Origin of the sequence: Bordetella petrii (genome assembly GCF_017356245.1) — a bacterium.
GTDB classification, from domain to species: domain Bacteria; phylum Pseudomonadota; class Gammaproteobacteria; order Burkholderiales; family Burkholderiaceae_B; genus Bordetella_A; species Bordetella_A petrii_D.
The window spans coordinates 491513-517555 of sequence record NZ_JAFMZZ010000004.1 but is presented as its reverse complement, the minus strand read 5'-3'; the positions used below and the strand labels follow the sequence as shown (position 1 = coordinate 517555).

At 67.8% G+C, this 26043-nt stretch carries 24 protein-coding genes and 1 tRNA gene; 15 read left to right on the top strand and 10 right to left on the bottom strand.

Annotated features, from left to right (window positions below; genetic code table 11):
- Positions 1 to 11 precede the first annotated feature (11 nt).
- Positions 12 to 1469 (bottom strand): phospholipase D-like domain-containing protein, encoded by a 1458-nt coding sequence (locus J2P76_RS20580; RefSeq protein ID WP_207409702.1) that lies wholly within the window; start codon positions 1467 to 1469, stop codon positions 12 to 14.
- Between the two features lie 151 nt (positions 1470 to 1620).
- On the opposite strand from J2P76_RS20580, the gene J2P76_RS20575 reads away from it, so the two are divergent.
- Positions 1621 to 1696, top strand: a tRNA-His gene (locus tag J2P76_RS20575).
- 236 nt (positions 1697 to 1932) lie between these two features.
- Here J2P76_RS20575 and J2P76_RS20570 read toward each other — a convergent pair.
- Positions 1933 to 3894 carry an acyltransferase family protein gene (locus J2P76_RS20570; RefSeq protein WP_207409701.1) on the bottom strand — a complete coding sequence of 654 codons (1962 nt, stop codon included), beginning with the start codon at positions 3892 to 3894 and terminating at the stop codon, positions 1933 to 1935.
- 343 nt (positions 3895 to 4237) lie between these two features.
- Here J2P76_RS20570 and J2P76_RS20565 point away from each other — a divergent pair, with 343 nt between their 5' ends.
- The 4 genes from J2P76_RS20565 to J2P76_RS20550 all read left to right on the top strand — a co-directional run bounded on the left by J2P76_RS20565 (position 4238) and on the right by J2P76_RS20550 (position 6676).
- Positions 4238 to 4930, top strand: coding sequence for a metallophosphoesterase (locus J2P76_RS20565; RefSeq protein ID WP_207409700.1), 693 nt, complete (start codon positions 4238 to 4240; stop codon positions 4928 to 4930).
- Positions 4931 to 5016: 86 nt separating this feature from the next.
- Positions 5017 to 5361, top strand: a complete 345-nt coding sequence (locus tag J2P76_RS20560) for a hypothetical protein (protein WP_207409699.1) — start codon at positions 5017 to 5019, stop codon at positions 5359 to 5361.
- A 328-nt stretch (positions 5362 to 5689) separates the two neighbouring features.
- On the top strand, positions 5690 to 6361 hold the full coding sequence (locus J2P76_RS20555) for an N-acetyltransferase (protein ID WP_207409698.1): 672 nt from the start codon (positions 5690 to 5692) through the stop codon (positions 6359 to 6361).
- 39 nt (positions 6362 to 6400) lie between these two features.
- A complete protein-coding gene (locus J2P76_RS20550) occupies positions 6401 to 6676 on the top strand; it encodes a hypothetical protein (protein ID WP_207409697.1) in 276 nt (91 codons plus the stop codon).
- 87 nt (positions 6677 to 6763) lie between these two features.
- On the opposite strand, the gene J2P76_RS20545 is transcribed toward J2P76_RS20550, so the two are convergent.
- From J2P76_RS20545 to ypfJ, 3 genes are all read right to left on the bottom strand, one after another.
- A complete protein-coding gene (locus J2P76_RS20545) occupies positions 6764 to 7525 on the bottom strand; it encodes a DUF1828 domain-containing protein (RefSeq protein ID WP_207409696.1) in 762 nt (253 codons plus the stop codon).
- Complete coding sequence (locus tag J2P76_RS20540; protein WP_207409695.1) at positions 7522 to 8058, bottom strand: hypothetical protein; 537 nt, start codon at positions 8056 to 8058, stop codon at positions 7522 to 7524. The genes J2P76_RS20545 and J2P76_RS20540 overlap by 4 nt, the downstream gene beginning before the upstream one ends.
- A 123-nt stretch (positions 8059 to 8181) precedes the next feature.
- Positions 8182 to 9033: a KPN_02809 family neutral zinc metallopeptidase gene (gene ypfJ, locus J2P76_RS20535; protein WP_207409694.1), complete on the bottom strand. Its 852-nt coding sequence runs from the start codon at positions 9031 to 9033 to the stop codon at positions 8182 to 8184.
- 42 nt (positions 9034 to 9075) lie between these two features.
- Here ypfJ and J2P76_RS20530 point away from each other — a divergent pair, with 42 nt between their 5' ends.
- The 4 genes from J2P76_RS20530 (at position 9076) to bamC (ending at position 12482) form a co-directional block, all read left to right on the top strand.
- Positions 9076 to 9699, top strand: coding sequence for an L-threonylcarbamoyladenylate synthase (locus J2P76_RS20530; RefSeq protein ID WP_207409693.1), 624 nt, complete (start codon positions 9076 to 9078; stop codon positions 9697 to 9699).
- 13 nt (positions 9700 to 9712) lie between these two features.
- Positions 9713 to 10360 (top strand): site-2 protease family protein, encoded by a 648-nt coding sequence (locus J2P76_RS20525; RefSeq protein WP_207409692.1) that lies wholly within the window; start codon positions 9713 to 9715, stop codon positions 10358 to 10360.
- 85 nt (positions 10361 to 10445) lie between these two features.
- Positions 10446 to 11345 carry a 4-hydroxy-tetrahydrodipicolinate synthase gene (dapA, locus tag J2P76_RS20520; RefSeq protein ID WP_207409691.1) on the top strand — a complete coding sequence of 300 codons (900 nt, stop codon included), beginning with the start codon at positions 10446 to 10448 and terminating at the stop codon, positions 11343 to 11345.
- A 9-nt stretch (positions 11346 to 11354) separates the two neighbouring features.
- Positions 11355 to 12482 (top strand): outer membrane protein assembly factor BamC, encoded by a 1128-nt coding sequence (gene bamC, locus J2P76_RS20515; RefSeq protein ID WP_207409690.1) that lies wholly within the window; start codon positions 11355 to 11357, stop codon positions 12480 to 12482.
- A gap of 100 nt (positions 12483 to 12582) precedes the next feature.
- Here bamC and J2P76_RS20510 read toward each other — a convergent pair whose 3' ends face one another.
- The 3 genes from J2P76_RS20510 to mutS form a co-directional block, all read right to left on the bottom strand.
- Positions 12583 to 12786, bottom strand: a complete 204-nt coding sequence (locus J2P76_RS20510) for an endopeptidase (RefSeq protein ID WP_207409689.1) — start codon at positions 12784 to 12786, stop codon at positions 12583 to 12585.
- Between the two features lie 291 nt (positions 12787 to 13077).
- Positions 13078 to 14274 (bottom strand): cupin domain-containing protein, encoded by a 1197-nt coding sequence (locus J2P76_RS20505; RefSeq protein ID WP_207409688.1) that lies wholly within the window; start codon positions 14272 to 14274, stop codon positions 13078 to 13080.
- The gene (gene mutS / locus J2P76_RS20500; RefSeq protein WP_431603445.1) at positions 14271 to 16919 is read right to left on the bottom strand and encodes a DNA mismatch repair protein MutS; all 2649 of its coding nucleotides are present in this window, start codon (positions 16917 to 16919) and stop codon (positions 14271 to 14273) included. Before mutS ends, J2P76_RS20505 begins: the two co-directional genes overlap by 4 nt.
- Before the next feature lie 246 nt (positions 16920 to 17165).
- Here mutS and J2P76_RS20495 point away from each other — a divergent pair, with 246 nt between their 5' ends.
- The gene (locus J2P76_RS20495; protein WP_207409687.1) at positions 17166 to 17384 is read left to right on the top strand and encodes a dodecin; all 219 of its coding nucleotides are present in this window, start codon (positions 17166 to 17168) and stop codon (positions 17382 to 17384) included.
- A 79-nt stretch (positions 17385 to 17463) separates the two neighbouring features.
- Here the strand turns inward: J2P76_RS20495 and J2P76_RS20490 are convergent, their stop codons facing one another.
- On the bottom strand, positions 17464 to 19302 hold the full coding sequence (locus J2P76_RS20490; protein WP_207409686.1) for a PhoX family protein: 1839 nt from the start codon (positions 19300 to 19302) through the stop codon (positions 17464 to 17466).
- A gap of 168 nt (positions 19303 to 19470) precedes the next feature.
- Complete coding sequence (locus tag J2P76_RS20485; protein WP_207409685.1) at positions 19471 to 20025, bottom strand: NADPH-dependent FMN reductase; 555 nt, start codon at positions 20023 to 20025, stop codon at positions 19471 to 19473.
- Positions 20026 to 20276: 251 nt separating this feature from the next.
- On the opposite strand from J2P76_RS20485, the gene J2P76_RS20480 reads away from it, so the two are divergent.
- From J2P76_RS20480 to J2P76_RS20460, 5 genes are all read left to right on the top strand, one after another.
- Positions 20277 to 20822 (top strand): antibiotic biosynthesis monooxygenase, encoded by a 546-nt coding sequence (locus J2P76_RS20480; protein WP_207409684.1) that lies wholly within the window; start codon positions 20277 to 20279, stop codon positions 20820 to 20822.
- A gap of 124 nt (positions 20823 to 20946) precedes the next feature.
- Positions 20947 to 22245 (top strand): imelysin family protein, encoded by a 1299-nt coding sequence (locus tag J2P76_RS20475; protein ID WP_207409683.1) that lies wholly within the window; start codon positions 20947 to 20949, stop codon positions 22243 to 22245.
- A complete protein-coding gene (locus J2P76_RS20470; RefSeq protein ID WP_347565350.1) occupies positions 22242 to 23750 on the top strand; it encodes a di-heme oxidoredictase family protein in 1509 nt (502 codons plus the stop codon). Before J2P76_RS20475 ends, J2P76_RS20470 begins: the two co-directional genes overlap by 4 nt.
- Before the next feature lie 23 nt (positions 23751 to 23773).
- A complete protein-coding gene (locus tag J2P76_RS20465; protein WP_207409682.1) occupies positions 23774 to 24847 on the top strand; it encodes an imelysin family protein in 1074 nt (357 codons plus the stop codon).
- Entirely contained in the window at positions 24837 to 25934 is a 1098-nt protein-coding gene (locus J2P76_RS20460) for a DUF1513 domain-containing protein (RefSeq protein WP_207409681.1), read from the top strand. Before J2P76_RS20465 ends, J2P76_RS20460 begins: the two co-directional genes overlap by 11 nt.
- The last annotated feature ends 109 nt before the right edge of the window (positions 25935 to 26043 follow it).

The window sequence follows — 26043 nt, the reverse complement described above, 5'->3', positions numbered from 1 at the left end:
GCGCGCCGCGCCTACAGGTATGGCGAGGCCAGCCAGATCACCTTGTTGCGCAGCCGCTTGGCGAAAGGCTGGCCGTACAGCTGTTCCAGCGTGACCTGGCGCGCGCCCGCGATGTGGCCGTCGATGCGCGCGGCAATCCACGCGGCCAGGTCGCGGTCGTAGATTTCGGTGTCCAGTTCGAAATTCAGGCGCAGGCTGCGCGGATCGAGATTGGACGACCCGATGTACGACCAGGCGCCATCCACCGTCATCAGCTTTGAATGGTCGAACGCGCCCGACGCGCGCCACACCCGGCACCCGGTGCGCACGATCTGGTCCAGCTGCGCCGTCATGGCGTAGTTCACCAGGCGCAGGTTGTTGCGGCCCGGGATGACGATATCGACGGTAATGCCGCGCCGGGCCGCGGTGGCCAGCGCGCCGATCAGGGGCTGATCGGGCAGGAAGTAGGGCGACTGGATGCGGATGTGCTGCTGCGCCACCGCCAGCGCGCCCAGCAGCATGTTGCGGGTGCTGACCACCGCACGATCGGGGCCCGACGGCACGCAGCGCATGGGCACCGTGCCCGGCAGCGGGGCGATGGGCGGCGGAAACCAGGGGGCGCTGTCCAGCGATTCGTGCGTGGTGAAGTTCCAGTCGTGGGCGAACACCGACATCAGCTGCGCCACGATCGGGCCGTCGAGCTGGAAATGGACGTCGTTGTTGGTTTTGTCGCCGGACAGCGCGCGCACGAAAGCGGCGCGCACATTCATGCCGCCGGTGAAACCGGCGCGCCCGTCCACCACCAGGATCTTGCGGTGGCTGCGCAGGTTGGCGTAGGGCATGCGCAGCAGGCCCAGCGGATTGGTCATGAAGCGCGCCGTGCGCACCCCGCCGCGCTGCAGCCTGCGCACAATGGGCGGATGCGAATAGCGGCTGCCGATGGCGTCGATCAGCACGCGCACCTGCACGCCGCGCTGGTGTGCTTCGATCAGCGCCTGCGCCATCTCGATGCCGATGGGGTCGCTGTCGAAAATATAGCTTTGCATGGCGATGCAATGGCGGGCATTGCGAATGGCCTGCATCATGGCCGGATAGGCTTCGTCGCCGCCGCCCAGCGGACGCACCGCGTTGCCGCCCAGCATCGGAAAGTGGCTGACCTTGTCGCCCAGCGTTTTCAGCGAGGCGAACTGGGCGCTGGAATAGGGCACCACGTCGCCGACCGGCGACTGGGCATGGCCGGCGTACGCCAGCATGGCTTCGTCGCGCTGCTGCGAGACGCGCGTCTGGCGGATGCGGTTCACCCCCGCCACAAAATAGAACAGCGCGCCGAACAGCGGGGAAAACAGCGCCACGCCCACCCAGCCGATGGCGGCGCGCACGTCCTGCTTGGTCATTGCCGCATGCACCGCGGCCCCCGTGCCGGCCACCAGGCTGACCCCGAACACCAGGTGCGGCCAATACTCGTGCAAAAGCTCGTCTATGCGATCCATAAGAAGCCTGAAATGTGCCCGCGCCACTGCCCCGCGCCCGGTGCCGGCGGATGCGCCAGGATAGCAAGGCGCCGCCCTGCCGGGAACGGGGTAGGCGGCAGGGCAAGGCCCAAAATATATGCTAGAATTCGGCCTCTTTGCAGCAGCAATGGTGGCTGTAGCTCAGTTGGTAGAGTCCCGGATTGTGATTCCGGTTGTCGTGGGTTCGAGTCCCATCAGCCACCCCAATTAATTCTGATAAATCAAGTAGTTGCGCTGCTCAGATATTTTCACGACGTGAAAATTAGAAGTTCAAAGAGAATTTGGGAATTTACTTTGTCGCCGTGGCGCGTTTTGTCGTGCGGCGGCCGTAGTGCCGATGTGTTGTTCCCGCGTTCTGATCCTGTATCTAAGGCTGCAAGCCCACGCCCGGAACGAACCGGCGTGAGCGGGTTTCTTACGCAGAGACCATAAGGCGGCGGTTCTACTGGAGGGCAGGCGCCAGTACATCGCGCAGCCGCTCCGCGCCGCCGTCGGTAAGGTGGTGCTTGTCGCGGTACAGGGTGCGCCCTTCTTCGGCCACCAGGCATCCGCGCGCATCGCACAGGCGCGGCGCCGGATCCAGAAGCTTGAAATCATATTTGGCCTGCAGGGCGCGGATATCTGCCTCGACTTTGTGCTGGCGTTCGCGGTGGCTGGCCATCGTCGGGCCGACTTCGGCGGCACCCTGCCGCCGTATGCTCAGCATGGCCTTGTCAAAGGGCATCCGATTCGACGGCAGCAGCGGAACGTCAAGCATCAGGAATATCTGGCGTCCCGGACGCGACAGCTTCTGCAGGGTGCGCTCGAGGCCGGCCGACAGAATCGACTGGCCCTCGGTTCGCGGCGTCCCGCGTAGGTCGGTAAAGGTCTCGTCTGCATCGACCCAATAGCCGGCCAGGATAATGCGGTCGATCGGCGATGCGGCAAGGTAGTCCATGACGGCCTCGGTGATGCCCACGCATGGCGGCCGCGTGGGAGGCACCGCATCGAGCATCGGCACGCAGCTCGAATAGGTCAGGGCGATGCCTGACATGCCGCGTTCTTTGGCCAGCAGGTCGGCGCCGGCAGTCCACATGCGGGCGTGCGAGTCGCCTACCAGCGCAAACTGCGGCCCGCGGCCTGCGCCGATACCCAGCGGGCAGCCGGAAGCGCCGGCGCGGATCAGGTCCAGGCCGGGCTTGCCTTCACACGCAAGGCCGGGCTTGACCGACACGTCTTTGTCCAGTTGCTGGATGGCGGGCAACAGCGCCTGCTTGATCGGCGTGCCCTGGGCGGCAATACTGTGGGCCAGCCGGCCCGCCCCGTAGCAGGCTGCCAGGGCAATTGCGGCGGCCACCAGAACAAGCCATTCCGGCACGTTGTTCAGGCCGCGGCGGAATGGCTGTTCGAGATACCGCCACGATGCCCATGAAACGGCAAGAATCAGCACCAGCATGGCTGCCACCGGGATGGCGGGCAGCGCGTGGGCGCTCCAGCCTGCCGAGCGCATGATGACCAGCATCGGCCAATGCCACAAATACATCGAATATGAAATCAGTCCGATCCATACCAATGGCCGCCAGCTGAGCATTCGGCTGACCCAGCCGGCCTGGCTGCCGCCGCCCGCGTAGATGATGAGTACGGCGCCGATGGTGGGCAGCGCTGCGTGCAAGCCGGGGAAGGGGGTTTGGGTGGTGTACGCGAAGACTGGCCAAAGAATCATCGCCAGGCCCAGGGTGCCCGCGGCGTTGGCGTGCAGTGCGGTCCTGGCCACGCCGGCGCCGGATACGGCGCGAGAGGCCAGCAAAGAGCCGAGCGCCAGTTGCCAGGCGCGCGCCGGCAGCGTGTAGAACGCCGCGGCAGGGTCGTGGCGCATCAGCCAGATACTGGCGCCCGCGCTCAGGCCGGCCAGGATAGCCAGGGCCGCCGTCAGGCCGCGTTTGCGGCCGGCCCAAAACCACAGGGCCAGCAGCGCGGGCATGACGATGTAGAACTGTTCCTCGACGGCCAATGACCAGGTATGCAACAGCGGCTGGCTGGCCAGGGCGCTTTGCTGCCAGTAGTCGTTCCGGGTGTGCCAGAAAAGATGATTGGAAAAGAAGTACGCCAGCTTTTCGGCGGCGCGTCCGGCTTCCTTGAAGTCGGCCGGCAACAGAAAGAAGAAGCCCGCAACCAGCGTGGCGAACACCATTGCCAACAATGCCGGGAAGATGCGCCGCACGCGCCGCGCATAGAAATGGCGCAGCGAGAACTTGTTGGCTGCAAAGTCGATCAGCAGCAGCCGAGTAATCAGGTAGCCCGATATTACGAAGAAGACATCGACACCGACGAAGCCTCCGCTGAAAGGCGGCACTTCGGCATGAAATAGCACAACAGGCAGTACGGCAAGGGCGCGCAGGCCGTCGATATCCGGGCGATACTTCATATGTATTTATTCTTTACGAGCGCGGCGCAGTATAGCGCGCCGACAGGCAAAGAAGCTGTGCGCAGGCAGCGTGTAGCGATCGCCTAGTAGTGCTCTTCCTGGTGCTGCTGTCGATATGCGCGCGCCAAGGCTATTATCACCAGGGTGACGCACATTGCGATCACGCTGAGTACACTTGCGGCAATTAACACGGCGTCTCCTGAATACAGTGCCTTGTCTCGCCTTCAGCGTAACTGTTACAGAATTGTGACATAGCGGGGATTACCGGCCAGACGTGGCCGTATTTCTCTTCATTCGGAAAAGAGGCGGAAAGGCAACAGTGCCTCGTAGCGGCGCCAGCACCATGACCCAGCCATTCCGGCGCGTGCCGGCCAACCCCGCCGGCCGCGACTTTGCCGTGGGCGATATCCATGGCCATTTCAGCCGCCTGCAGCAGGCGCTGGACGAATTCGGCTTCAACCCGGCACAAGACCGCCTGTTCTCGGTCGGGGACCTGGTCGACCGCGGCCATGAAAGCGAAGCGTTCATGCAGTGGCTGGACCGGCCCTGGTTTTACGCGGTGCAAGGCAATCACGAAGACTATGCGATCCGCCATGTGCGCACCGCGCAGGTCGATGTCGACAATTGGCGCCGGTATGGCGGCGGCTGGTTCCTGGATCTGCCGCCCGAGCGGCAGCGGGTGTATGCGCACGCCCTGGCCCAATTGCCGGTGGCCATCGAAGTGGCTACCCGGGCGGGGCCGGTGGGCCTGGTGCACGCCGACTGCCCGGTGCAGGACTGGACCCGGCTGGAGGCCCGGCTGCGCGATCACTATCGGCGCACCCGCTCATATTGCCAATGGTCGCGCACCCGGCTGGAACAGCACGATGCCTCGGTGGTGGCCGGGGTCAGGGCGGTGGTGGCGGGGCACACACCCGTGGCGCGGCCGGTGATACTGGGCAACGTGTATCACATCGACACCCAGGGGTGGGCCTCCGGCTATTTCACTTTGCTGGACCTGGACACGCTGCGGGCCTGGCCGCAGCCGCCCGCGTGATGCGTTGATGGGCGCGGCGCCCGGGGCCAGCTTAAGGCCGCCGCCCGTGCGCCGTTAATCGGCCGTGACCCTGACAAAGGCGACCCATGTCGATTTCACCGATTTCCGGCTCTACCTTCATCCACCTGAACCCCAACGATACCGGCACGCCGCCGCTGGCGCGCGCCGCCAGCAGGCCCGCCGGCGCCGCGGGGGCTGCGGCGCCGCAAGAGCAGTCCGCCGATCCCGTGACGGAAGTCATCAAGCAGCTGCAGGAACGCCTGCGCCAGGTGATGCTGCAGATCCAGCGCCTGCAGGCCAGCCGGATTCCCGAAGAGCAGAAGCTGCCGCAATTGCGCGCCCTGAACAGCCAGGCCATGCAACTGCAGCAGCAGATTGCCGCGGCGCAAGAGAAAGCGCTGCGGGCCGCCAGCGGCGGCATCAGCGCCTAGCGCCGCCGCGCCTCGGACAGCGTGCCAGGTATTTGAAAACACAGAAAAAATCCTTGTGATACCATCCCGGCCTATCGCGTTGGCCCTGGCAGTACTGCGTGCCGGCGGCGATTCCTGATTTTTCCGGCGGGCCCAGGCCTGCCGCATTGCTGGCGCACCCATCACGGCTCCTCGATCGAGGGGCCGTTGGCATTTTTGCGGCGCCGTTTTTATCGATTTTTCACGCAGCGGAGTTTTTCCATGCCTGTGACCTGCCTTTCCCCGGCCGCCCGGCTCAACCCGGCGGCCATTTTCGACGACCCCTGACTGATATTGATAGGAGATTGCCGTGCCGACGCTGGCGCTGGGCGCATTCCCCGGGTGGCTTGCCCGCATCATGGAATTGCGCATCGACGTTGACCCTGGTTCGTGGAAGCTGGATAACGAACTGGAATCCCTGTATAGCCGCATTACCCGCCCGGGCGACCGCCTGCACGGCATGCCGGAGGCCAGGACCGGAATCCCCGGGCTGGTGCTTCGCTACCGCGAAGCGGACGGAGAATTCTACGTTTATGTGGTGGACCAGGCGCGCGGCCGGCTGGCCGGCTATACCGTATTCAATCGCCTGGTCGAACTGGGGCGGCGCGCTGATCCGCTGCTGCGCGCCCCGCATTCCAAGTATGACGCGGCCTACCAGCGCCGCGGCCTGGCCGCGGCGGTCTACCGCTGGGCCCTGGATGCCGGCCAGTGCCTGATCACCGGCGCCCGCCAGTCAGTGGGCGCGCGGGCGCTGTGGCAATCGCTGGCCAGGCAATACGAACCCCGCTATGTCGATCTGCGGCGCAAGCTATTGACCGACCTGGGGCCGCAGGTGGCCGGCCCGGTGCTGCACGATCTGCATACGCGCATGGTGCTGCTGGGGCGGGGCTGGACCTGGCGGCGCCTGGCAGACGCGGCAGGCATGCGGGAGGAAAGTTTGATCGAACCGCCGGCTTCGTTACAAAACTTATCAGGCTTGTAAACAAATGCGCGGTATGCTGGCCCTAGAGAGGGCCTTTGAGTGCATCAAAACAATTTGATCTACAAGGGGTATCGGCTGACAGCCAAAGTCGCACGCGGCAACCCCGACGACAGAACGGCAAACGCGCCGGGCTCCCCTGTCTTTACTGCATCGGTTTTTGTGGTGCAGGCTGATTCCGTACAGGAACATGGCGACGAATACGTGGTGCCCGGCTTTGCCGACGGCAATTTTGTATACAGCCCGCGCGAAGCTGTGCACGAAGCCATCAGCCATGGCTGCGCGATCGTCGACGCCCTGACCGGAGTCGTCAACTAGGCAGGGCTGTCCCGCAATAAAACGGTGTCCGGCACGCAGTGCCCGACACCTGTTCGCGTCGGCAGTGCCAGCTTTGGCGGCCGGCGATCAATCGGCGAAAATCTCGGCCCAGCTGCGGGCCTTGCCCAGCGGCCGTACGGTTGCCGACTGTTCCAGGATGGACACGGCCTTGTTGCGTTCCTCGGCCGACGCCCCGTCTTCCAGGATGACCAGGCGGCCGTTCGCGGCGTCGGCCATTTTCACGTCGGCCATCTTGCCGTGGGTCTGGTACACCTGCGTCCAGTCCATCTTCTTGCCGGCTTTCAATGCGATGGGCTCGATATATGTCAGCGCCGTGCCCGCGGCGCTGCGCACGGCATAGGCGAAATCCGCCATGTGGCCGCTGCTGCCCTGCGTCCGGGCGCCTTGCACCAGGCGCTTGCCCACGGCTTCGGCCAGGGCGCGGCCCACTTCGGCGCGAAAGCGCAGGCGGCTGAATTTGGGCATCCACTGGGTGCACTGGAAGCTCAGCGCCGTGGCCAGCTTCACGGCTTCCCACAGGGCGTCCTGCAATTGCGCGACGGGGCCGCTGGCGATGATGGCGCCGGTCTTGTCGAAGCGCGCCAGGCTGACGCCGGGCGCCTGGTTCAGCAGGTCCAGGCGCTTGGCATTGAGCTCTATGCCGTAGGCGGCGGCGTGCATGGCGGCCGCGCCGGCGTCGGTCAGGTAGAACGATTGTTCGTCGGGCCGGGCGATGAAAAATGCCCCGTGCTGGCCGTCCAGGCCCATGGGCACCGGGGTCACGGCGCGCACGGCGCGGTCGCCGGCCGGCAGGACGGTCCATCCGGCGGCTTGCAGGAACGCGGTCATAGCAGCAATTCGATCTGGCGGCCCTTCATGGGGTGGGCAAAGCCCCCCGCCAGGACCAGGTTGGCCTGCCGCAGGAAATACGGGATCAGGGCGGCGATGTCGTCCAGCGCCGGCACGACGGGCTCGGCGTAGCCTTCGCCGTCGTCATGCCAGACGTGCCGGTGGGTGCGCTCGGCGAGCACGCCGCGATAGTGCTGCCGGCCTTTGCCCACCAGGCTGGTGTGGAAGGTGTCGCCGGTATCCACGCCGATGACGCGGTGCGGCCCCACGAACAGGCTGGCCGAACAGGTTTCGGCCATGGCGATGACGGCCTGGCCGTGCACGGCGGTGCGGGCCGGCCGGTAGACGGCGCGGAAGATGATGTCGTCGCGGGCTTCGCCGCGCAGCCGGCAGGCCGACGAGAATTCCATCCATTGGGCGTGGCCGGCGGCGGGGCGCGCCGCCCAGGCCACCGCTTTCACGGTTTCCTTGGGCTCGGCCAGAATGTCGCGGACTTCGGCCGGGGTAATAAGGGGAGCTTGCGTATTGGCCATGGGCCGCTGTCGTGTTTGTCTTGGTCCGGGCGGGCCGGCCTGGGCGGCCGGCGGGCGATGGCGGGCATCGCAAAGGGGCGTAATCTTACAAGAAGCCGGCGGCGCGAGGCCGGCCGCGCGGTATCAAAGCGTGTCGGCGGAAAACGTGTCGCATTGGCGCAGGTCGCCGCTGTCCAGGCCGCGCTTGAACCAGCGCACTCGCTGCGCCGACGAACCGTGGGTGAAGGCGTCGGGCACCACATAACCCTGGCTTTGCTTTTGCAGGGTGTCGTCGCCGATGGCAGTGGCCGCGTTCAGGCCTTCTTCGACGTCGCCGCTTTCCAGGATGTTGCGGGCCTGGTCGGCATGCCGGGCCCACAGCCCGGCGAAGCAATCGGCCTGCAATTCCATGCGCACTGACAGGGCGTTGGCCTGCCCCGGGTTGCGCTGGCGCAGGCGGTCGACCTGATCGGAGATTCCCAGCAGGTGCTGCACGTGATGGCCCACTTCGTGCGCAATGACATAGGCCTGCGCGAAGTCGCCCGGCGCGTTCAGGCGGCGTTCCATTTCGTCGAAGAAACTGAGGTCGATGTAGACCTTGCTGTCGCCCGGGCAATAGAACGGCCCCATGGCGGCCTGGCCCGTGCCGCAGGCGGTGGGCGTGGCGCCGCGGAACAGCACCAGCCTGGGGGCGACGTACTGGCGGTTCAGGTTCTGCTGGAAAATGGCGCTCCAGGTGTCTTCGGTTTCGCCCAGCACCTTGGCCACGAAGTGCGCCTGCGGGTCGTCGGCCGGCGGCTGGCTGGGCGCCTGCTGCTCGACGGGCGCCGGGCCTTCGGCCATTTGCAGCACCACAGAGGGATCGACGCCGAAGTAGATGGCCACCAGCGCCAGCACGATCGTGCCGATGCCGATCGAGCCCCGCCCGCCCAGACGCGGGCCGCGCGAACGGCGATCTTCGATGTTCTGGCTTTCCCGCGAATTGTCCATGCGCATGTGTTTCTCCTGAGCAAGCGCCAAGGATGCTAGGATAAACCCATGGCCCTATTTTTCTCCATCCATCCCGACAACCCGCAGCCCCGCCTGCTGAAGCAGGCCGCGCAGTGGCTGAACGACGGCGGACTGGTGGCGGTTCCCACCGACTCCAGCTATGCCGTGGCGGCCCACCTCGACGACAAGGCGGCGGCCGACGCGCTGCGGCGCCTGCGCGGGCTGGACGAGCGCCATCACCTGACGCTGCTGTGCCGCGACCTGGCCGAGATCGGCCACTTCGCGCGGGTCGACAACCGCCAGTACCGGCTGCTGAAGGCCGCCACGCCGGGGCCATGGACTTTCATCCTGGAAGCCACGCGCGAAGTGCCGCGCCGGGTCTCGCATCCGTCGCGCAAGACCATCGGTATCCGGGTTCCCCAGCATGCGGTCACCCTGGCGCTGCTCGAACAGGTAGGCGCGCCGCTGCTGTCCACCACGCTCATTCCCAAGGGCGAAGACGACGCCCTGAACGACGCCGAAGACATCCGCGAGCGCTATGCGCACGAGCTCGCGGCCGTCATCGATGCCGGCGCCTGCCCGCAGTCGCCCACCACGGTCATCGACCTTACCGGCGATGAACCCGCCGTATTGCGCCGCGGCCGCGGCGACCCGGCCTCGCTGGGCCTCTGATTCCCTCCCGTCCATGTCCGATCTCATCCAGACCATCGCGATCTACGCGATTCCCGTCATTTTCGCCATCACGCTGCACGAGGCGGCGCACGGCTACGTGGCGCGCATGCTGGGCGATCCCACCGCCCAGCAGGCCGGGCGCATCACCCTGAACCCCATGCGCCACATCGACCCGGTCGGCACGCTGCTGGTGCCGGTGGGCATCCTGCTGATGTCCAAGCTCATGGGCGGGCCGGCCATGCTGTTCGGCTGGGCCAAGCCGGTGCCGGTCGATTTCGGCCGCCTGCGCCGCCCCAAGAAAGACATGCTGTGGGTGGCGTTGGCCGGGCCGGCGGCCAACCTGCTGATGGCCATCTTGTGGGTCGTTTCCATGCGCCTGTACCTGGCCGGCGGCCTGCAGGAAGGCTACTGGTACCAGATGGCCATGGCGGGCGTCAACGTCAACCTGGTGCTGATGGCCCTGAACCTGTTGCCCATACTGCCCCTGGACGGCGGGCGCATACTTTTCAGCCTGCTGCCCAACCGCCTGGCCTGGCAGTATTCGCGCATCGAGCCCTACGGCCTGGTTATCGTATTGCTGCTATTGGTTACCGATGTGCTCTGGATCCTGATGCAGCCCATTCTGCAATTGGGGACGGCCATCGTCACCTGGTTCTTGTAAGGGCCAATATCCGTTAAACTCCGCGATTCGACTGACTCAGTTCATCGCCCGGGGCTTGTCGTTCCGGGTCCGGAGCCCATTCTTCATGGCATCCCCCGCCGAAACAATCCATTTTCAGGGCAGCATGGTGGCGCTGGTCACCCCGATGCAGCCCGACGGCAGCCTCGACTACGCTGCCTACCGGTCGCTCATCGACTGGCATATCGCCGAAGGCACCGACGCCCTGGTCGTGGTGGGCACCACCGGCGAATCGCCCACCGTGTCCATGGACGAGCACGCCGAACTCATCCGCGTGGCGGTCGAGCACGCGGCCGGCCGCATCCCGGTCATCGCCGGGGTGGGCGCCAACTCCACCGACGAAGCCATCCACCTGTCGCGCCACGCCAAGGCCGTGGGCGCGCAGGCCGGCCTGTCGGTGGTGCCGTACTACAACAAGCCCTCGCAAGAAGGCCTGTACCGGCACTTCCGGGCGGTGGCCGAAGCGGTCGACCTGCCCACCGTGCTGTACAACGTGCCCGGCCGCACCGTGGCCGACATGTCCAACGAAACGGTGCTGCGCCTGGCGCAGGTGCCGGGCATCATCGGCATCAAAGACGCCACCGGCGACATCGGCCGCGGCGCCTTGCTCATCCGCGAGGCGCCGGCCGGCTTCCAGGTGTTCAGCGGCGACGATCCCACCGCCACGGCGCTCATCCTGCTGGGCGCGCGCGGCAATATTTCTGTTACGGCCAATGTGGCGCCTCGGCTCATGCACGAGCTCTGTGCCGCCGCGTTGGCGGGCGACGTGCCCAAGGCGCGCGAACTTAATGCGCGCCTGGCACGTCTAAACAAGGCCTTGTTCGTCGAGGCCAATCCCATTCCTGTGAAATGGGCGCTGGCTCAAATGGGCCGTACCGCGCTGGGCTACCGGCTGCCCCTGGTGGAACTGGGCACGCAACACCACGACACGGTACGCCGCGCGCTCCAGGAAACGGGCCTGCTCTAAATAGTGAGGATGCGTATGAATCAACGTCATGCCGCTGCGTCGGCATTGATGGCCCTGGCATTGTTGGCAGGCTGCAGTGATGTCAACGAATTGCTGGGCAACGACGAGTCGGTCGACTACAAAAGCACGCGGCGTGGCGAACCGCTCAGCATTCCGCCCGACCTGACCCAGGCTTCCAGCGATCCGCGCTACCGCGCGCCCGCGTCGGGCAGCACCACCTATTCGCAATACCAGCAGCAGGGGCAGCAGCAGGTGGCCTCGGCCACGCAAACCAGCAATGTGCTGCCGCAGCGCAACGACATGCGTGTCGAGCGCGACGGTGACCTGCGCTGGCTGGTGGTCGACCGGCCGCCCGAAGAAGTCTTCCCCAAGGTGGTCGACTTCTGGACCGAAACCGGTTTTACCGTCAGCACCAACAGCCCCAAGGCCGGCCTGGTTGAAACCGACTGGGCGGAAAACCGCGCCAAGATCCCCGAAAGCTGGCTGCGCCAGGCGCTGGGCTCCATCCTGGACACCGCCTGGGATAGCGGCGAACGCGAAAAATTCCGCACCCGCGTCGAACGCGTCGACGGCCACACCGAAATCTACATCTCGCACCAGCAGATGATAGAAAAGCGCACGGGCCCCGATGACGCCCAGGTGGCCTGGGAACACGGCGACGAAGACCCGGGCCTGAACGCCGCCATGCTGGCGCGCCTGATGGTCTACCTGGGCACCGACGTCGATAGTGCCCGCAAGCTGGTGGCCCAGGCCGAGGCCGCGCCGCAGGCTCCCAAGGTGCAAGACGTGCGCGCCAACGGCGCGATGCTGGTGGTCGACGAATCCTTCGACCGCGCCTGGCGCCGCGTGGGCGTGGCGCTCGACTCCGGCGGCTTCGCCGTCGACGACCGCGATCGCTCGGCCGGCGAATACTTCGTGCGCTACGTCGACACCGATACCGGCGCCAAGCAGGATCAGCCCGGCTTCTTCAGCCGCCTGTTCTCGGGCGACAAAAAGGCCCAGGCCGCGCAGTACCGCATCCACCTGGCCCAGGACGGCGCCCAGACCCAGGTCACGGTGCTCGACAGCTCGGGCCAGCGCGACAACAGCGCCACGGCGCAGCGGCTGCTCAGCGTCCTGAAAGACAAAATGACCTGATCCGCCCCGGGCCCCGCGCCCACGAAAAAGGCCGCGACAATGTCGCGGCCTTTTTCGTTGCCTGGCCCCGCCTGAGGCGGGGCGGCCAGGCGGGGTGCTATCAAGACCCCGGGGTGGTCGAGCCGCCGCCGGGCGCCGGCGTGGTCGAGCTGCCCGGAGCCGGCGTCGTGGGGGCCGGGCTGGAAGGCGCGGGCATGGTGGTCGACGGCTCGGAGCCGGCCGGGCTCGCGGTGTCTTCCTTCTTGTCGCAAGCGGTCAGCGCGACGGCAACCACCGAAGCAAGAATCAAGGTTTTGCTGATCATGTTGGACTCCTGTTAGATGACGATCATGCGGCCCTGTTAGGGGAAACCAGTGTCCCTGTTAGGGGAAACCAGTAGTCAGGCTACAGGAATCAGCGGGGTGCTGACGTGTGGAAATTAAAGCGGTGGCATCCAGAACGTAACAATCTTTACTTATAAGTGTGGAGCATTTCTTGATGTTTCAACGTGCGCGTAGACCTTAGCGTTCTGTGCGAGATAGACACGCTTAAGTGTCCGGATCGTACAAAACTGCGTGGTTTACCGGCATATTGCGGGCCGGTTGTGGCGTTTGGGTCACACATCGGGCCGATAGTGCAGCCAGCCGGCGTCCAGCCAATCCGCCAGGCATTCCCGGGCCGCGCTGCCCAGGCGCCGGCAGCGCGGGTCGGCGCAGGCCAGGCGGCGGGCATCGGCCAGCGCGCGCAGGGCGGGGTCGGCGGGCGCCTGGGCGGTTTCGCCGTTGATGAACACTTGCTTGCCGCGGTAGAGCATGCGGCTGCGCCGGTCGAGTTCCAGCGCGCCGCTGGGCGGCCAGTGCGATGCCAGGTCGATGCCGGCGGGCGGCGCGGAGTCGAACACGGCCAGGTTGCTGGGCTCGGTCAGCCAGCAGCCCAGAAAGCGCGCCGCCAGCGCGTCGTCGAAGCGGACCTTGGCCAGGGTATCGAGGGTGGCTTGCACCAGCGCGTCGGGCAGGGCGGCCGGCGTGTCGACGGCAGCCTGGCCGGGGTCGCGGTACAGGGCGTCCAGGCGCGGGCCGGGCAGCGGCGGCTCGCCGTAGGGGCCGCCCAGCAGGCCGACGCGGGCCATGGCCTGGTCAGCGGCGGCTTCCAGCAGGCCGCGCGCCAGCGCCGCCTGCGTGGGCGCGCGAAAGCCGATCGAGATGGTCATGCAGCCGTCGCCCAGCGCGATGCCGTCGTGCGCGGCTTGCGGCGGCAGGTACAGCATGTCGCCGGGCTCGAGTACGACGTCGTGCTCGGGCGTGAAGCGGCTGAGTATCTTCAGGGGCAGGCCGGGCTGCAGCGACAGGTCTTGCTGGCGCCCGTAGCGCCAGCGCCGGCGGCCGGCCGCCTGCAGCAGGAAGACATCGTAGCTGTCGAAATGCGGCCCCACGCCGCCGCCGTCGGACGCCACGCTGATCATGATGTCGTCGAGCCGGGCGTCGGGAATGAAGCGGAACTGCTGCAGCAGCGCCGAAGCCGCGTCGCTGTGCAGGTCCACGCTCTGCACCAGCAGCGTCCAGTCGGGCTCGCCCGCCTTGGGCAGGCGTGCGAAGGGGCCTTGTTCCATCTGCCAGGCGCCGTCTTCGCGCCAGATCAGGCGCGATTCGACATCGTCGCGGCGGGCCAGTTTTTTCAGGGCGGCGATGTTCAGCGGCGGCTTGAAGCCGGGCATGGCCTGCCGGATCAGCAGGGGCTTGCGCTGCCAGTAGCGGCGCATGAAGTCCGCGGGGCTGAGCCCGCCGAGCAGCGGCAGGGGCAGGTGGGTTTTCATGGCATGCAGGCCTTCAGGCGGTACAGCGCATCCAGCGCTTCGCGCGGCGTCAGGCTGTCGGGGTCGATCTGGGCGAGTTCGTCGCGCAGTGCGTGCAGAGCGTCGGACTCGTCGGACTGGTCGCTGGCGGCGCCGGCCTGCGCATCGGCGTCGATGGCGGCGGCGAACAGGCCCAGCTGCGGGGTGGGCGCGCCTTGCGCTTCCAGGCGTTCCAGCTCGCGCGAGGCATGGCGGATCACGGCGGCCGGCACGCCGGCGCGCTGCGCCACCTGGATGCCGTAGCTGCGGCTGGCGGGGCCGTCGCGCACTTCGTGCAGGAACACGATGCCGCCCGCCGATTCGGCGGCGGCCAGGTGCACATTGGCCGCGGTGGCCTGCTCGGCCGGCAGCCGCGTCAGCTCGAAATAGTGGGTGGCGAACAGCGTCAGCGCGCGGTTGTGGGTGACCAGGCGCAGCGCAATGGCCCACGCCAGGGCCAGGCCGTCGTAGGTGGAAGTGCCGCGGCCGATCTCGTCCATCAGCACCAGGCTGTGCGGCGTGCTGGCCGCCAGGATGGCCGCCGCCTCGGTCATTTCCATCATGAAGGTCGACCGCCCGCCGGCCAGGTCGTCGGCCGCGCCGATGCGGGTGAAGATGCGGTCGAGCTTGCCGATGGTGGCGCGCTGCGCCGGCACGAAGCTGCCGGTGCGCGCCAGCAGGGCGATCAGCGCCACCTGGCGCATGTAGGTGGACTTGCCGCCCATGTTGGGGCCGGTGATCAGCAGCATGCGGCGCGTGGCGTCCAGGCGGCAGCCGTTGGGCGTGAAGCGTTCGATGGCGCGTTCCACCACCGGATGGCGGCCGGCTTCGATATCGAGTTCGGCCTGCTCGGTAAGTTCGGGGGCGGTCCAGCCATGGCGCCGCGCATGTTCGGCCAGGGCGGCCAGGGTATCCAGCTCGGCCAGTGCGCCCGCGCAATCGGACAGCGGGCGCACGTGCTCGGCCAGCGTGTCCAGCACCTGCTCGTACAGCCATTTTTCGCGCGCCAGGGAGCGGTCTTGCGCCGACAGCACCTTGTCTTCCCAGGACTTGAGCTCGGGGGTGATGTAGCGTTCGGCGTTTTTCAGTGTCTGGCGCCGGCGGTAGTCTTCGGGCACCTTGTCGGTCTGCCCTTTGGTGACTTCGATGTAGAAGCCGTGCACGCGGTTGAATTCGACGCGCAGGTTGCCGATGCCGGTGCGTTCGCGTTCGCGGGCTTCCAGCTGCACCAGGAAGTCGCCGCCGTCGGCGGCCAGGGCGCGCAGCTCGTCCAGATCGGCGTCGAAGCCGGCGGCGATGACGCCGCCGTCGCGGATGGCCACTGCGGGCTCTTGGGCGATGGCGCGGCGCAGCAGGTCGGCAATGGCGGGGTCCGGAGACAGGTGCCCGGCCAGTTCGGCCAGGCGCGGCGAGGCGGCCAGCGGCGCCACCAGCTCGCGCAGCGCCGGCAGGGCGGCCAGGGCATCACGCAGGCTGGCCAGTTCGCGCGGCCGCACCGAACGCAGCGCCAGCCGCGACGAGATGCGCTCGACATCGGGAAAGGCGTCCAGCGCGTCCCGCAGGGTTTCCAGCAGGCCGGCCGCGCCGAAGGCAGGGGCGACGTCCGTGCGGCCGGCCAGCAGGGCCGAGATGGCCTGCTGGCGCGCCAGCGCGGGGGCGTTGTCGCGCAGCGGGTGATGCAGCCAGCGCCGCAGCAGCCGGCTGCCCATGGGCGTGCGGCAGCCGTCCAGCAGCGAGAACAGCGTGGGCGATTCTTCGCCGCTGAGGGTCTGGGTAAGTTCGAGATTGCGGCGCGTGACCGGGTCCATCAGCACGTACTGGCCGGGCCGGTCGACCGCGATGCCCTGCACGTGGGCCAGCGCCTGCGATTGCGTGCGCGCGGCGTAGCGCAGCAGCGCGCCGGCCGCGCAGATGGCGGCCGGCATGTCGTCGACGTCGAAGCCGGCCAGGGTGTCGGTCTTGAAGTGGGCCAGCAGGTGCGCCCGCGCGCCGTCGCTTTCGAAGTGCCAGTCGGGCACGCGGGTGCGCGCGCCGTCGAAGGCCAGCGCCAGTTCGGCGCTGTCGGCGCACACCAGTTCGGCGGGTGCGATGCGGTGCAGTTCGGATTCGAGCTGGGCGGGCGCGCATTCGGTGACGCGGAACTCGCCGCTGGCCAGGTTCAGCCAGGCCAGGCCGGCGCGCAGGTTGCGCGCCTTGCCGCCCAGGAACACGGCCCCCAGGGCGCGGTCGGCCTTGGCCGGCAGCAGGGCTTCGTCGGTAAGCGTGCCGGGGGTGACGATGCGCACGATGCGCCGCTCGACCGGCCCCTTGGCGGCGGCCGGGTCGCCGATCTGTTCGCAGATGGCCACCGATTCGCCCAGGGCGACCAGGCGCGCCAGGTATTGCTCCATGGCGTGCACGGGCACGCCCGCCATGGGAATGGGCGTGCCGTTGGAGGCGCCGCGCTTGGTCAGCGTCAGGCCCAGCAGGCGCGCGGCGCGTTCGGCGTCTTCGTAGAACATTTCATAGAAGTCGCCCATGCGGTAGAAAAGCAGCAGCGGCCCGGCCTCGGCCTTCAGGCGCAAATATTGCTGCATCATGGGGGTATGGCCCGCCAGGCTGTCAGTGGAAGGGGAGCGGGCTTCCATGCCGGCGTGGTGGTTGTTCGCGCGTTGCTTCGACATTGGGAACGGGTTCGTCAATCCTGGGTGATCCAACATCACCTATTAGAACCCATCCGCGGACTGATTCGCGCATGCCGGCCCGCGTCCGGCACGCCGCTTGCGCATAGGCAGGCGCGCCGCGGCGTGCCACAATGGGTCGACCCGGCCGGGCAGGCCGGGCCGGCGGCCCGCCGCCCCGGCTTGCCGCTACTTTCTTGCGGGAGACGAACAATGTCCAACAGCCATGTCTACAAACAGATCGAACTGGTGGGGTCGTCCACCAAGTCGTCCGATGATGCTGTCGTGCAGGCCATTGCGCGCGCCTCGGAAACCCTGCGCAATCTGGACTGGTTCGAAGTCACCGAGGTGCGGGGCCACATCAAGAACGGCAAGGTCGCGCACTGGCAGGTCGGGCTGAAGATCGGCATGCGGCTCGAAGAAGGCGACTGAGCCGCGGCCGCCGTGGGCGGCCGTGGGAAAGAAGCCGGGGCGGCGGCGCGGGCCGCCGCCCCGTTGCGCGGCGCCTGGGTCAGGCGCCGACCGGCTTGCCGTCTTCGCGGCGCACCACCACCGTGGCCGAGCGGGCGTCGCCGCCGCCGGCCCGCACGGTGTTCCATGCGCCGTTCGGGTGCTGGATGTTGATGAAGAACGTGGTCAGGTCTTCGTTGTAGGCGATGCCCGTGATTTCGCAGCCCACCGGGCCCACCAGGAAGCGCTTCGATTCACCGGTCTTCTGGTCGATGTAGTACATGGCGTTGTGGCCGAATTCGGCGGCGTCGGTATAGCCCGAATCGGTCTGCACCCACAGGCGGCCGCGCGGGTCGACGCGGATGCCGTCGGGGCTGGAGAAGGTGTCGCCATTGATGGTGCCGGTGACGTTGGCGGCCTGGCCCTGCGACTCGTCATAGCCGGCCAGCAGCAGCAATTCCCACTCGAAGGTCGTGGCCAGCGGCGAATCGCCGCGTTCCTTCCAGCGCACGATCTGGCCGTGCGCGTTGTTGGTGCGCGGGTTGGCGGCGCTGGTGCGCTGGCGGCCGCCGTTGTTGGTCAGCGTGCAGTACACGGTCTTGTCCTGGCCGACCGTGACCCACTCGGGGCGGTCCATCAGGGTGGCGCCGGCCACGCGCGCCGCGGCCTTGGTGTTGATCAGCACATCGGCCTGCGAATTGAAGTCGATGAGCGTCTGCGTCGGCAGCGAGCCGGGGGCGACCTGCGTGTAGTTGCCCGGGTCCACGGCGCCGGCGGTCAGGCCGTTCTTGCCGACCGTCAATTCCACCCAGTTGCCCGAGCCGTCATCGTTGAAGCGCGCCGCGTACAGCGTGCCTTCGTCCAGCAGGCCGGCGTTGTTGGCGCGGTTCGACGGATCGTAGGCGCGCGAGGGAATGAATTTGTAGATGCAGCCGGGCGTGCCGTCATCGCCCATGTAGAAGGCGACGCGGTTGTCCTTGTCCACCATGTAGGCGGTGTTTTCGTGGTCGAAGCGGCCCATCGCGGTGCGCTTGACGGCCGTCGAGGTCGGCTGGTACGGATCGATCTCGACCACCCAGCCATAGCCTTCCTCGGGCTGCGTGGTGTCCCAGTAGTTGTCCGTGGTTTCTTCGCAGGTCAGGTAGGTGCCCCACGGCGTGTTGCCGCTGGAGCAGTTGTTCAGCGTGCCGACCACGGTGGCGCCGATGGTGGCCGCGGCCGGGCCGCTGACGTCATAGACAGTGTTGCCGGTGTAGCGCTTGTTGTACGACGAATTGGGGTTGACCGACCAGGTGCCGTCATCGGCGCGCGCGATCTCGATGACCGACACGCCCACGTTCGACAGGTTGGTGCGAACCGCGTCCGTGGCCAGGTCCAGGGTCTGGCCGTCGACGTTCTCATGGTTCAGAACCAGCAGGCCGCCCTTTTTGGGGTCCACGCCTTCCAGGGCGTAGAAGTGCATGCCGTCGTGCTGGCCGCCGGACTGGTTTTCGGTGGCGGGATACGACTGCGGGATGCCCGTGTAGCCCAGCGAGCCGATCATGCACTTGTCGCCGGCCGAATACAGTACCTCGGCCACGTAGCCTTCCGGAACCAGCACGGTATCGGGCGTCAGGTTGTCGGCCAGCGGCGTGAAGTTCACCGAGTAAGCGGCGCCGGAAGGATCGGCGCCGCCGTCATTGCCGCCGGAGGCGTCGTCATCGTCGTCGTCGCTGCCGCTGCCACAGCCGGCCAGCGTCGCGCCGAATACAGACAGCAGCGACAGGCCCACGCTGTTCTTCAATAGCGTGCGCCGGGCGGGGTTTGCGGCGACGATGTCGTCGAACATCTGGCCCGGCACCGTGACTTCCCCTTCGGCCTCACGACGCGGAGCACGCAACTTGTCTGTCAAGTAGGACATTAGAACCTCTCTCAGTTGGCGGTTGTTTAAGCTGGGTTTCAGCGAAACAGGGCGAGAGGTTAAGTGGCGAGTATGACGAGGTGATGGCTGCGCCGGCGGCGTCGGCCAGACATCCGGATGAATGAAAAAGGCCCCGTTCGGGGCCTTTTGCGGGTTGCGGGCCTTGCTTCAAGCGCAATGCTTGGCTACCCAGGCCACGTAGCGGTCCAGCCAGCCCTGCAGGAATTTGCGGGTGCCTTCGTTGGTGATGGTGTATTGGTCGTCGATCAGGCCCTCGGTGGTCTGCAGGAAGACTTCGGGCGTGGTCAGCACGCTGACGCCTTCGGCGGCCAGGATGTTGCGCAGGTGCTGCTGCGCCATGGCCGTGCCGGCCGCGCTGGGCGAGGTGCCCACGATGCCGCCGACCTTGCCGGTCCAGGAATTCTTGCCCCAGGGGCGCGAGCCCCAGTCGATGGCGTTTTTCAGCGCCGCGGGAATCGAGCGGTTGTGCTCGGGGGTGACGAACAGCAGGCCGTCGGCATTGGCAATCAGCTCTTTCAGTTTGGCGGCCGCGGGCGGCATGGACATTTCGTTGTCCTGGTTGAACAGCGGGACGTCTCCCAGGCTGGCGTATTCGAACTTGACGTTCTCGGGCAGCAGTTTTTCCAGTGCACGCGCCAGGCGCAGGTTGATAGATGCGGCCCGCAGGCTGCCGACAAAAACCGCAATCTTGTAGGTGCTCATTGCACATGCTCCTCGGGTTGAGAGATCGACCAGTGTAGACCTGCGCTGTGGCAGGCTCAATATCGCACCGGCGCGGTGCATTGCCGCGCGCCGCCGCGGCGCCGCATTGCGCGCGGCGGTGCATGGCGGTACGGGCCGGCCGCGTCCGTGCGGGGGCGCGCCGGGGCCGCTGCTTGGCACAAGGTTTGCTTGGGAATGGCAGAAGACCTCGCACCGTTGCAAGCGAGGCCGCACGCAGCAAGGAGTTCCGCATGAACACAAGTCTTCCCGCCCCGGTCACCATGCTGGTGACGCGCCATATTTCCCCCGACCGCTACGGCGACTTCCTGGCGTGGCTGCGCCAGGGCGAGATCCTGGCCGCGGGCTTTCCGGGATTCCTGGGGTCGGGGGTGCTGCAGCCGCCCGAGGGAGGCGACCAGTACCAGATCGTGCTTCGCTTTAACGACGCGGCCAGCCTGGCGCACTGGGAAAATTCGCTGCCGCGGCGCATGTGGCTCGAGCGCGGGACAGGCCTGGTGCGCGCCAGCCGCGTGCATCGGGCCAGCGGCATGGACGCCTGGTTCGGGCCGCCGCGCAGCGCGCCGCCGCGCTGGAAGCAGGCGGTCAGCATCTGGCTGGCGTATTTCCCCATGCTGCTGCTGTTCAGCACGCTGTTCAACACGCAACTGAGCGCCTTGCCCTTGTTCTGGCGTGTACTGGTCACCACGGCCTGCATGACACCGGTGCTGTCGTTCGTGTGCATCCCGGTGATCACCCGCTTGCTGCGGGGCTGGCTGCAGCCGGCCGTGCAAAGCTGAGCGCAATTTCTGACATTCCACTGAATATTGAACGAAAATTGTTTACACTTGCATCGGTGATCCTCACTCAAGAAAAGCGCGGCCACGCGGGGCGCGCTTTGCTCAAACAAAGGAGAGTATTCCGATGCGCAAGTTGCTCTACGGCGCGCTGCTGGCGGCCGCCCTGACCGGAGGCGCGGCCCGGGCGGCCGCCGACCCCAAGGCGGTGGTGCAGACCTATTCCGATATCGCGCTGGCCGGCTATGAAGATTCGCTGGCCTCGGCCAAGGCATTGCGCACCGCGATCGAGGCCCTGGCCGACAAGCCCAGCGCCCAGGCGCTGCAGGCCGCGCGCGCGGCCTGGCTGGCGGCGCGGGTGCCTTACCAGCAGACCGAAGCCTTCCGCTTCGGCAACCCGGTCGTCGACGACTGGGAAGGCAGCGTGAATGCCTGGCCGCTGGACGAGGGCCTGATCGACTATGTGGATGCGTCGTACGGCACCGAGAGCGACCAGAACGCGTTCTACGCCGTGAACGTGATCGCCAATTCGAAGATCTCGGTGGGCGGCAAGACCATCGACGTCTCCGTCATCACGCCCGAACTGCTGGCCGAGACGCTGCACGAGGCCGACGGCAACGAGGCCAACGTCGCCACCGGCTACCACGCTATCGAATTCCTGCTGTGGGGCCAGGACCTGAACGGTTCCGGCCCGGCGCCGGCCGACCGCCAGGGCACGCCCCAAGAGCGCCATGCCGGCAACCGCCCGCACACCGATTTCGATCCCGCCCAGTGCACGGGCGGCCATTGCGAGCGCCGCGTGCAGTATCTGCGCGCCGTGTCCGACCTGCTGGTGGCCGACCTGGAAGAAATGGTCGGCAACTGGAAGGCGGACGGCGAGGCCCGCAAGGCGGTCGAGCAGGACCCCAAGGCGGGCCTGATCGCCATGCTGACCGGGCTGGGCAGCCTGTCATACGGCGAACTGGCCGGCGAGCGCATGAAGCTGGGCCTGATGCTGCACGATCCCGAAGAAGAGCACGATTGCTTCTCGGACAACACTCACAATTCGCACTACTACAACCAGATCGGCATCCGCAACGTGTACCTGGGCAGCTATGCCCGGGTGGACGGCAAGACCGTCTCGGGCGCCAGCGTGTCCGATCTGGTGAAGGCGCGCGATCCGAAGCTGGACGCCGAAATGCGCAGCAAGCTGGATGCCACCGTGGCCGCCATGCAGGCCATGCGCGACCGCGCCGACAAGGTGGAAACCTACGACCAGATGATCGCCAGCGGCAACGCCGAGGGCAATGCGGTGGTGCAGGCCGCCATCGATCGCCTGGTCGACCAGACCCGCAGCCTGGAGCGCGTGATCGCCGTGCTGGAGCTGGGAGAAGTGGCGCTGGAAGGTTCGGACAGCCTGGACAAGCCGGAAGCCGTATTCCAGTGAGCAAGATCGCAGTGGCAGTATTGGCGGCGCTGGCCACGGCCGGCGCCGCCGCGGCGCCCGGCCAGCGCGACGACCTGAGCGCCCAGGACCGCGAGCGCGTGTCCCGGGTTACCGCGCCGGCCCGCGATTTTTCGCGGGCCGAGCCGTTCGAGACGCTGCCGGCCGGGGCCGGCACCACGCGCAAGCTGGTCAACGCCGACATCTTCTCGCACCCCTCGGCCAACCTGACCTTCGAAGGCCGCCAGGAATTCCTGGTGGGCAACGGCCTGTTCCGCAAAGACTGGGTCTCGGCGCCATCGTCGACCCAGGCGTCGGACGGCCTGGGGCCGCTGTTCAACGCGCGCTCATGCCAGGCCTGTCACACCAAAGACGGCCGCGGCACCGTGCCGGGCTTCGATCCGCTGGAGCGCACCGACGCCGTGGCGCTGTTGCTGCGCCTGGCCGTGCCGCCCAGCACCGACGAGCACCGCCGCTTGCTGGCGTCGGGCGAGCTGCCGTTCGTGCCCGAGCCGGTGTATGGCTCGCAATTGCAGAACTTCGCCGTGGCCGGCCTGCCGGCCGAAGGGCGGCTGGAAATCGAATATGAGCCGGTGCCGGTGCAGCTCAACGGGGGCGAGACCGCCACGTTGATGAAGCCGGCCTACCGCATCGAAGACCCGGGCTACGGGCCGCTGCGCGCCGACGTGCAGATCTCGCCGCGCCTGGCGCCGCCGATGATCGGCCTGGGCCTGCTCGAGGCCGTGCATCCGGCCGACATCCTGGCCAACGCGGCGGCCGACCATGGCGACGGCATCAGCGGCCGGCCCAACTGGGTGCGCGACGCGCGCACCGGCAAGCCCGCGCTGGGCCGCTTCAACTGGAAGGCCAGCCAGCCCACGGTCGAACAGCAAAGCGCAGTGGCGTTTTCCAATGACATGGGCCTGTCCACCCCTTTGTTTCCCAGCCATTATGGCGAATGCACCGCGGCCCAGCCGGCCTGCTTCGACATGCCGCACGGCGCGCAGCCGCGCCTGGGCGAACACGAAGTGCCCGGCGAACTGATGGATTTCGTTTCCACGTACGCGGTCAATCTGGCGGTGCCGCAGCGGCGCGACGTCGACGACGCGCGCGTGCTGGCCGGCAAGAAACTGTTCTACGAAGCCAATTGCGTGGCCTGCCATGTGCCCAAGTACGTGACCCGCCGCGATGCGGCGCGCCCGGAACACCGTTTCCAGCTGATCTGGCCCTACACCGATCTGCTGCTGCACGACATGGGCGAGGGCCTGGCCGACGGCGTGTCCGAAGGCCAGGCCAGCGGCAGCGAATGGCGCACGCCGCCGCTGTGGGGCATCGGCCTGACGCGCACCGTCAACCCCAATGCGACCTGGCTGCACGACGGCCGGGCGCGCACGCTGCTCGAGGCCATTCTGTGGCACGGCGGCGAAGCCCAGGCGGCGCGCGACCGCGTGGTGGCCATGACGCCGCAGCAGCGCGCCGACCTGATCCGTTTTCTGGAGTCGCTATGAGCGGCCCTGCAAGGAGTATGACAATGCCGACAAGCAAGTGGCTGCTGGCGGCCGCCGCGGCGCTGGCGCCGTTCGCCGCGCCGGCGGCGCCGCCGGCCGACCTGGGCCAGCGGCTGGCCGATGGCTACGCGCGGCCCGCCGTGGCCAGGCTGGCGCAGCAGGCGCAAGGCCTGGAAAAAACCCTGGCCGCCTGGTGCGGGAAAGGGGGCGGGCCGGCCGGCGCGCCGGCGGTGCGCCAGGCGTTCAGCCAGACTGCGCTGGCCTGGTCGGGCGTGGAGTTCCTGCGCTTCGGGCCGCTGGTGCAGGGCAATCGCTACGAACGGCTGGTGTTCTGGCCGGACACGCGCGGCGTCATGCAGCGCCAGGTGCGCGCGCTGCTGGCGCAGGCCGATCCGGCCGCGCTGCAGCCCGGCGCGCTGGCCAGCCGCAGCGTGGCCATGCAGGGCCTGCCGGCGCTGGAATACGTGCTGTACGACGAGCCGGGCCTGCTCGAGGCGCCGGCCGGCAAGGCGCCGGATTACGCCTGCCGCTATGCCGTGGCGGTGGCCGCCAATATCGCCGGCGTGTCGGACGAACTGCGGCAGGCCTGGAGCCCGCGCGGCGACTTCGGCGGGCAATTCACGGCCCCGTCGGCCGGCAACGACCTGTACCGCAGTCAGCAGGAAGTGGCGGCCGAAGCCGTCAAGGCCTTGTCCACCGGCCTGCAATTTGCCCGCGACATCAAGCTGGCGCCCGTGCTGGGCGACTCGCCCCAGGCGGCCCGTCCCAAGCGCGCCGCGTTCTGGCGCAGCGGCATGGCGCTGCCCATGCTGGCGGCCAGCGTGCGCGGCATGCGCGCGTTCTACGATGCGGGGGGCTATCGCTACGCTGCCGACGAGGACTGGATCGACCCGTCGGTGCGCGGCGAGCTCGACCGCGCCGCCGCCGCCATCGAGGCGGTGGACGCTCCGCTGCCGCAGGCCGTGGCCGATGCCGGCACCTGGCAGCAGCTGGCGCTGGCCGCGCTGATCCTGAAAAACGCCAAAGACATCGTCGACCAGCATTTCGCGCCCGCGCTGGGCGTCACCATAGGGTTCAATGCGCTCGATGGAGATTGACCGCCGCCGCTTTCTGGCGCTGGCCGCCGCGGCCGGCCTGGCCCCGGCCACGCTGCGCGCCGCCGGCCAGGCGCCCCTGTACCTGGCGGCGCGCCGCGCCGGCGAACGCTACGAGGCGGTCGTGCTGGATGCGCAGGGCCGCGACCGCCAGGTGGTGCCCATGCCGGCGCGCGGACACAGCTTCGCGCTGGACCCGGCGCGCGGCCGCGCGGTGGTGTTCGGCCGCCAGCCCGGGTTTTTCGCCGTGGCCTTCCGCATCGACGGCGCGCAGCCGCCGATGGCCCTGCAGGCGGCGCCCGGGCGCCATTTCTTTGGCCATGGGGTCTTCCTGCCCGATGGCCGGCGCATGCTGGCCACCGAGAACCACTATGAAGCCGGGCAGGGCGTGCTGGGCGTGTACGACGCGTCGGCCGGCGGCGGCTACCGCCGCATCGGCGAATTCGCCACCGGCGGCATCGGCCCGCACGAAGTGGTGCTGCTGCCCGACGGCAAGACGCTGTGCGTGGCCAACGGCGGCATTCTTACCCACCCCGACTACGGCAAGCTGGAACTGAACCTGGACACCATGCAGCCTTCGCTGGCCTATGTGGACGCGGCCGATGGCCGGCTGCTCGAACAGGTGCGGCTGCCGCCGCAATACCACCGCCTGTCGATCCGCCACCTGGCCCTGGCGGCCGACGGCGCCGTGTGGTTCGGCTGCCAGCACACCGGGCCGGCCGGCGAGCGGCCGCCGCTGGTGGGGCGCCACCGCCGCGGCCGCCAGCCCGAGCTGTACGCCGGCCCGGACGAAGTGCTGCGCGGATTCCGCAATTACGTGGGGTCGGTGGCGGCAGACCCGTCCGGCGCCGTCATCGCCACCAGCAGCCCGGTAGGCGGCCAGGTGGTGTACTGGGACACCGCCAGCGGGCGCTGCCTGGGCTTGACGCGCCTGGCCGACGGCTGCGGCGTGGCGCCGCTGGCGTCCGAGCGCTTCCTGGTCAACAGCGGCATGGGGGCGCTGGTGCGGGCCGGCCCCGAGCTGTCCGCGCAGCCCATCCTGCCGCCGTCGCCCAGCCTGTCCTGGGACAACCATTTCCGGCGCGTGTGAAGCGCGCCGGGCGCGTCGCCAGGTGTCAGTGCAGCACCGCGCGCTGCAGCAATGAAAACAGGTGTGGCCGGATCGGGGACGCCGCGGAGCCGGCTTTGCCGGTCCGCCA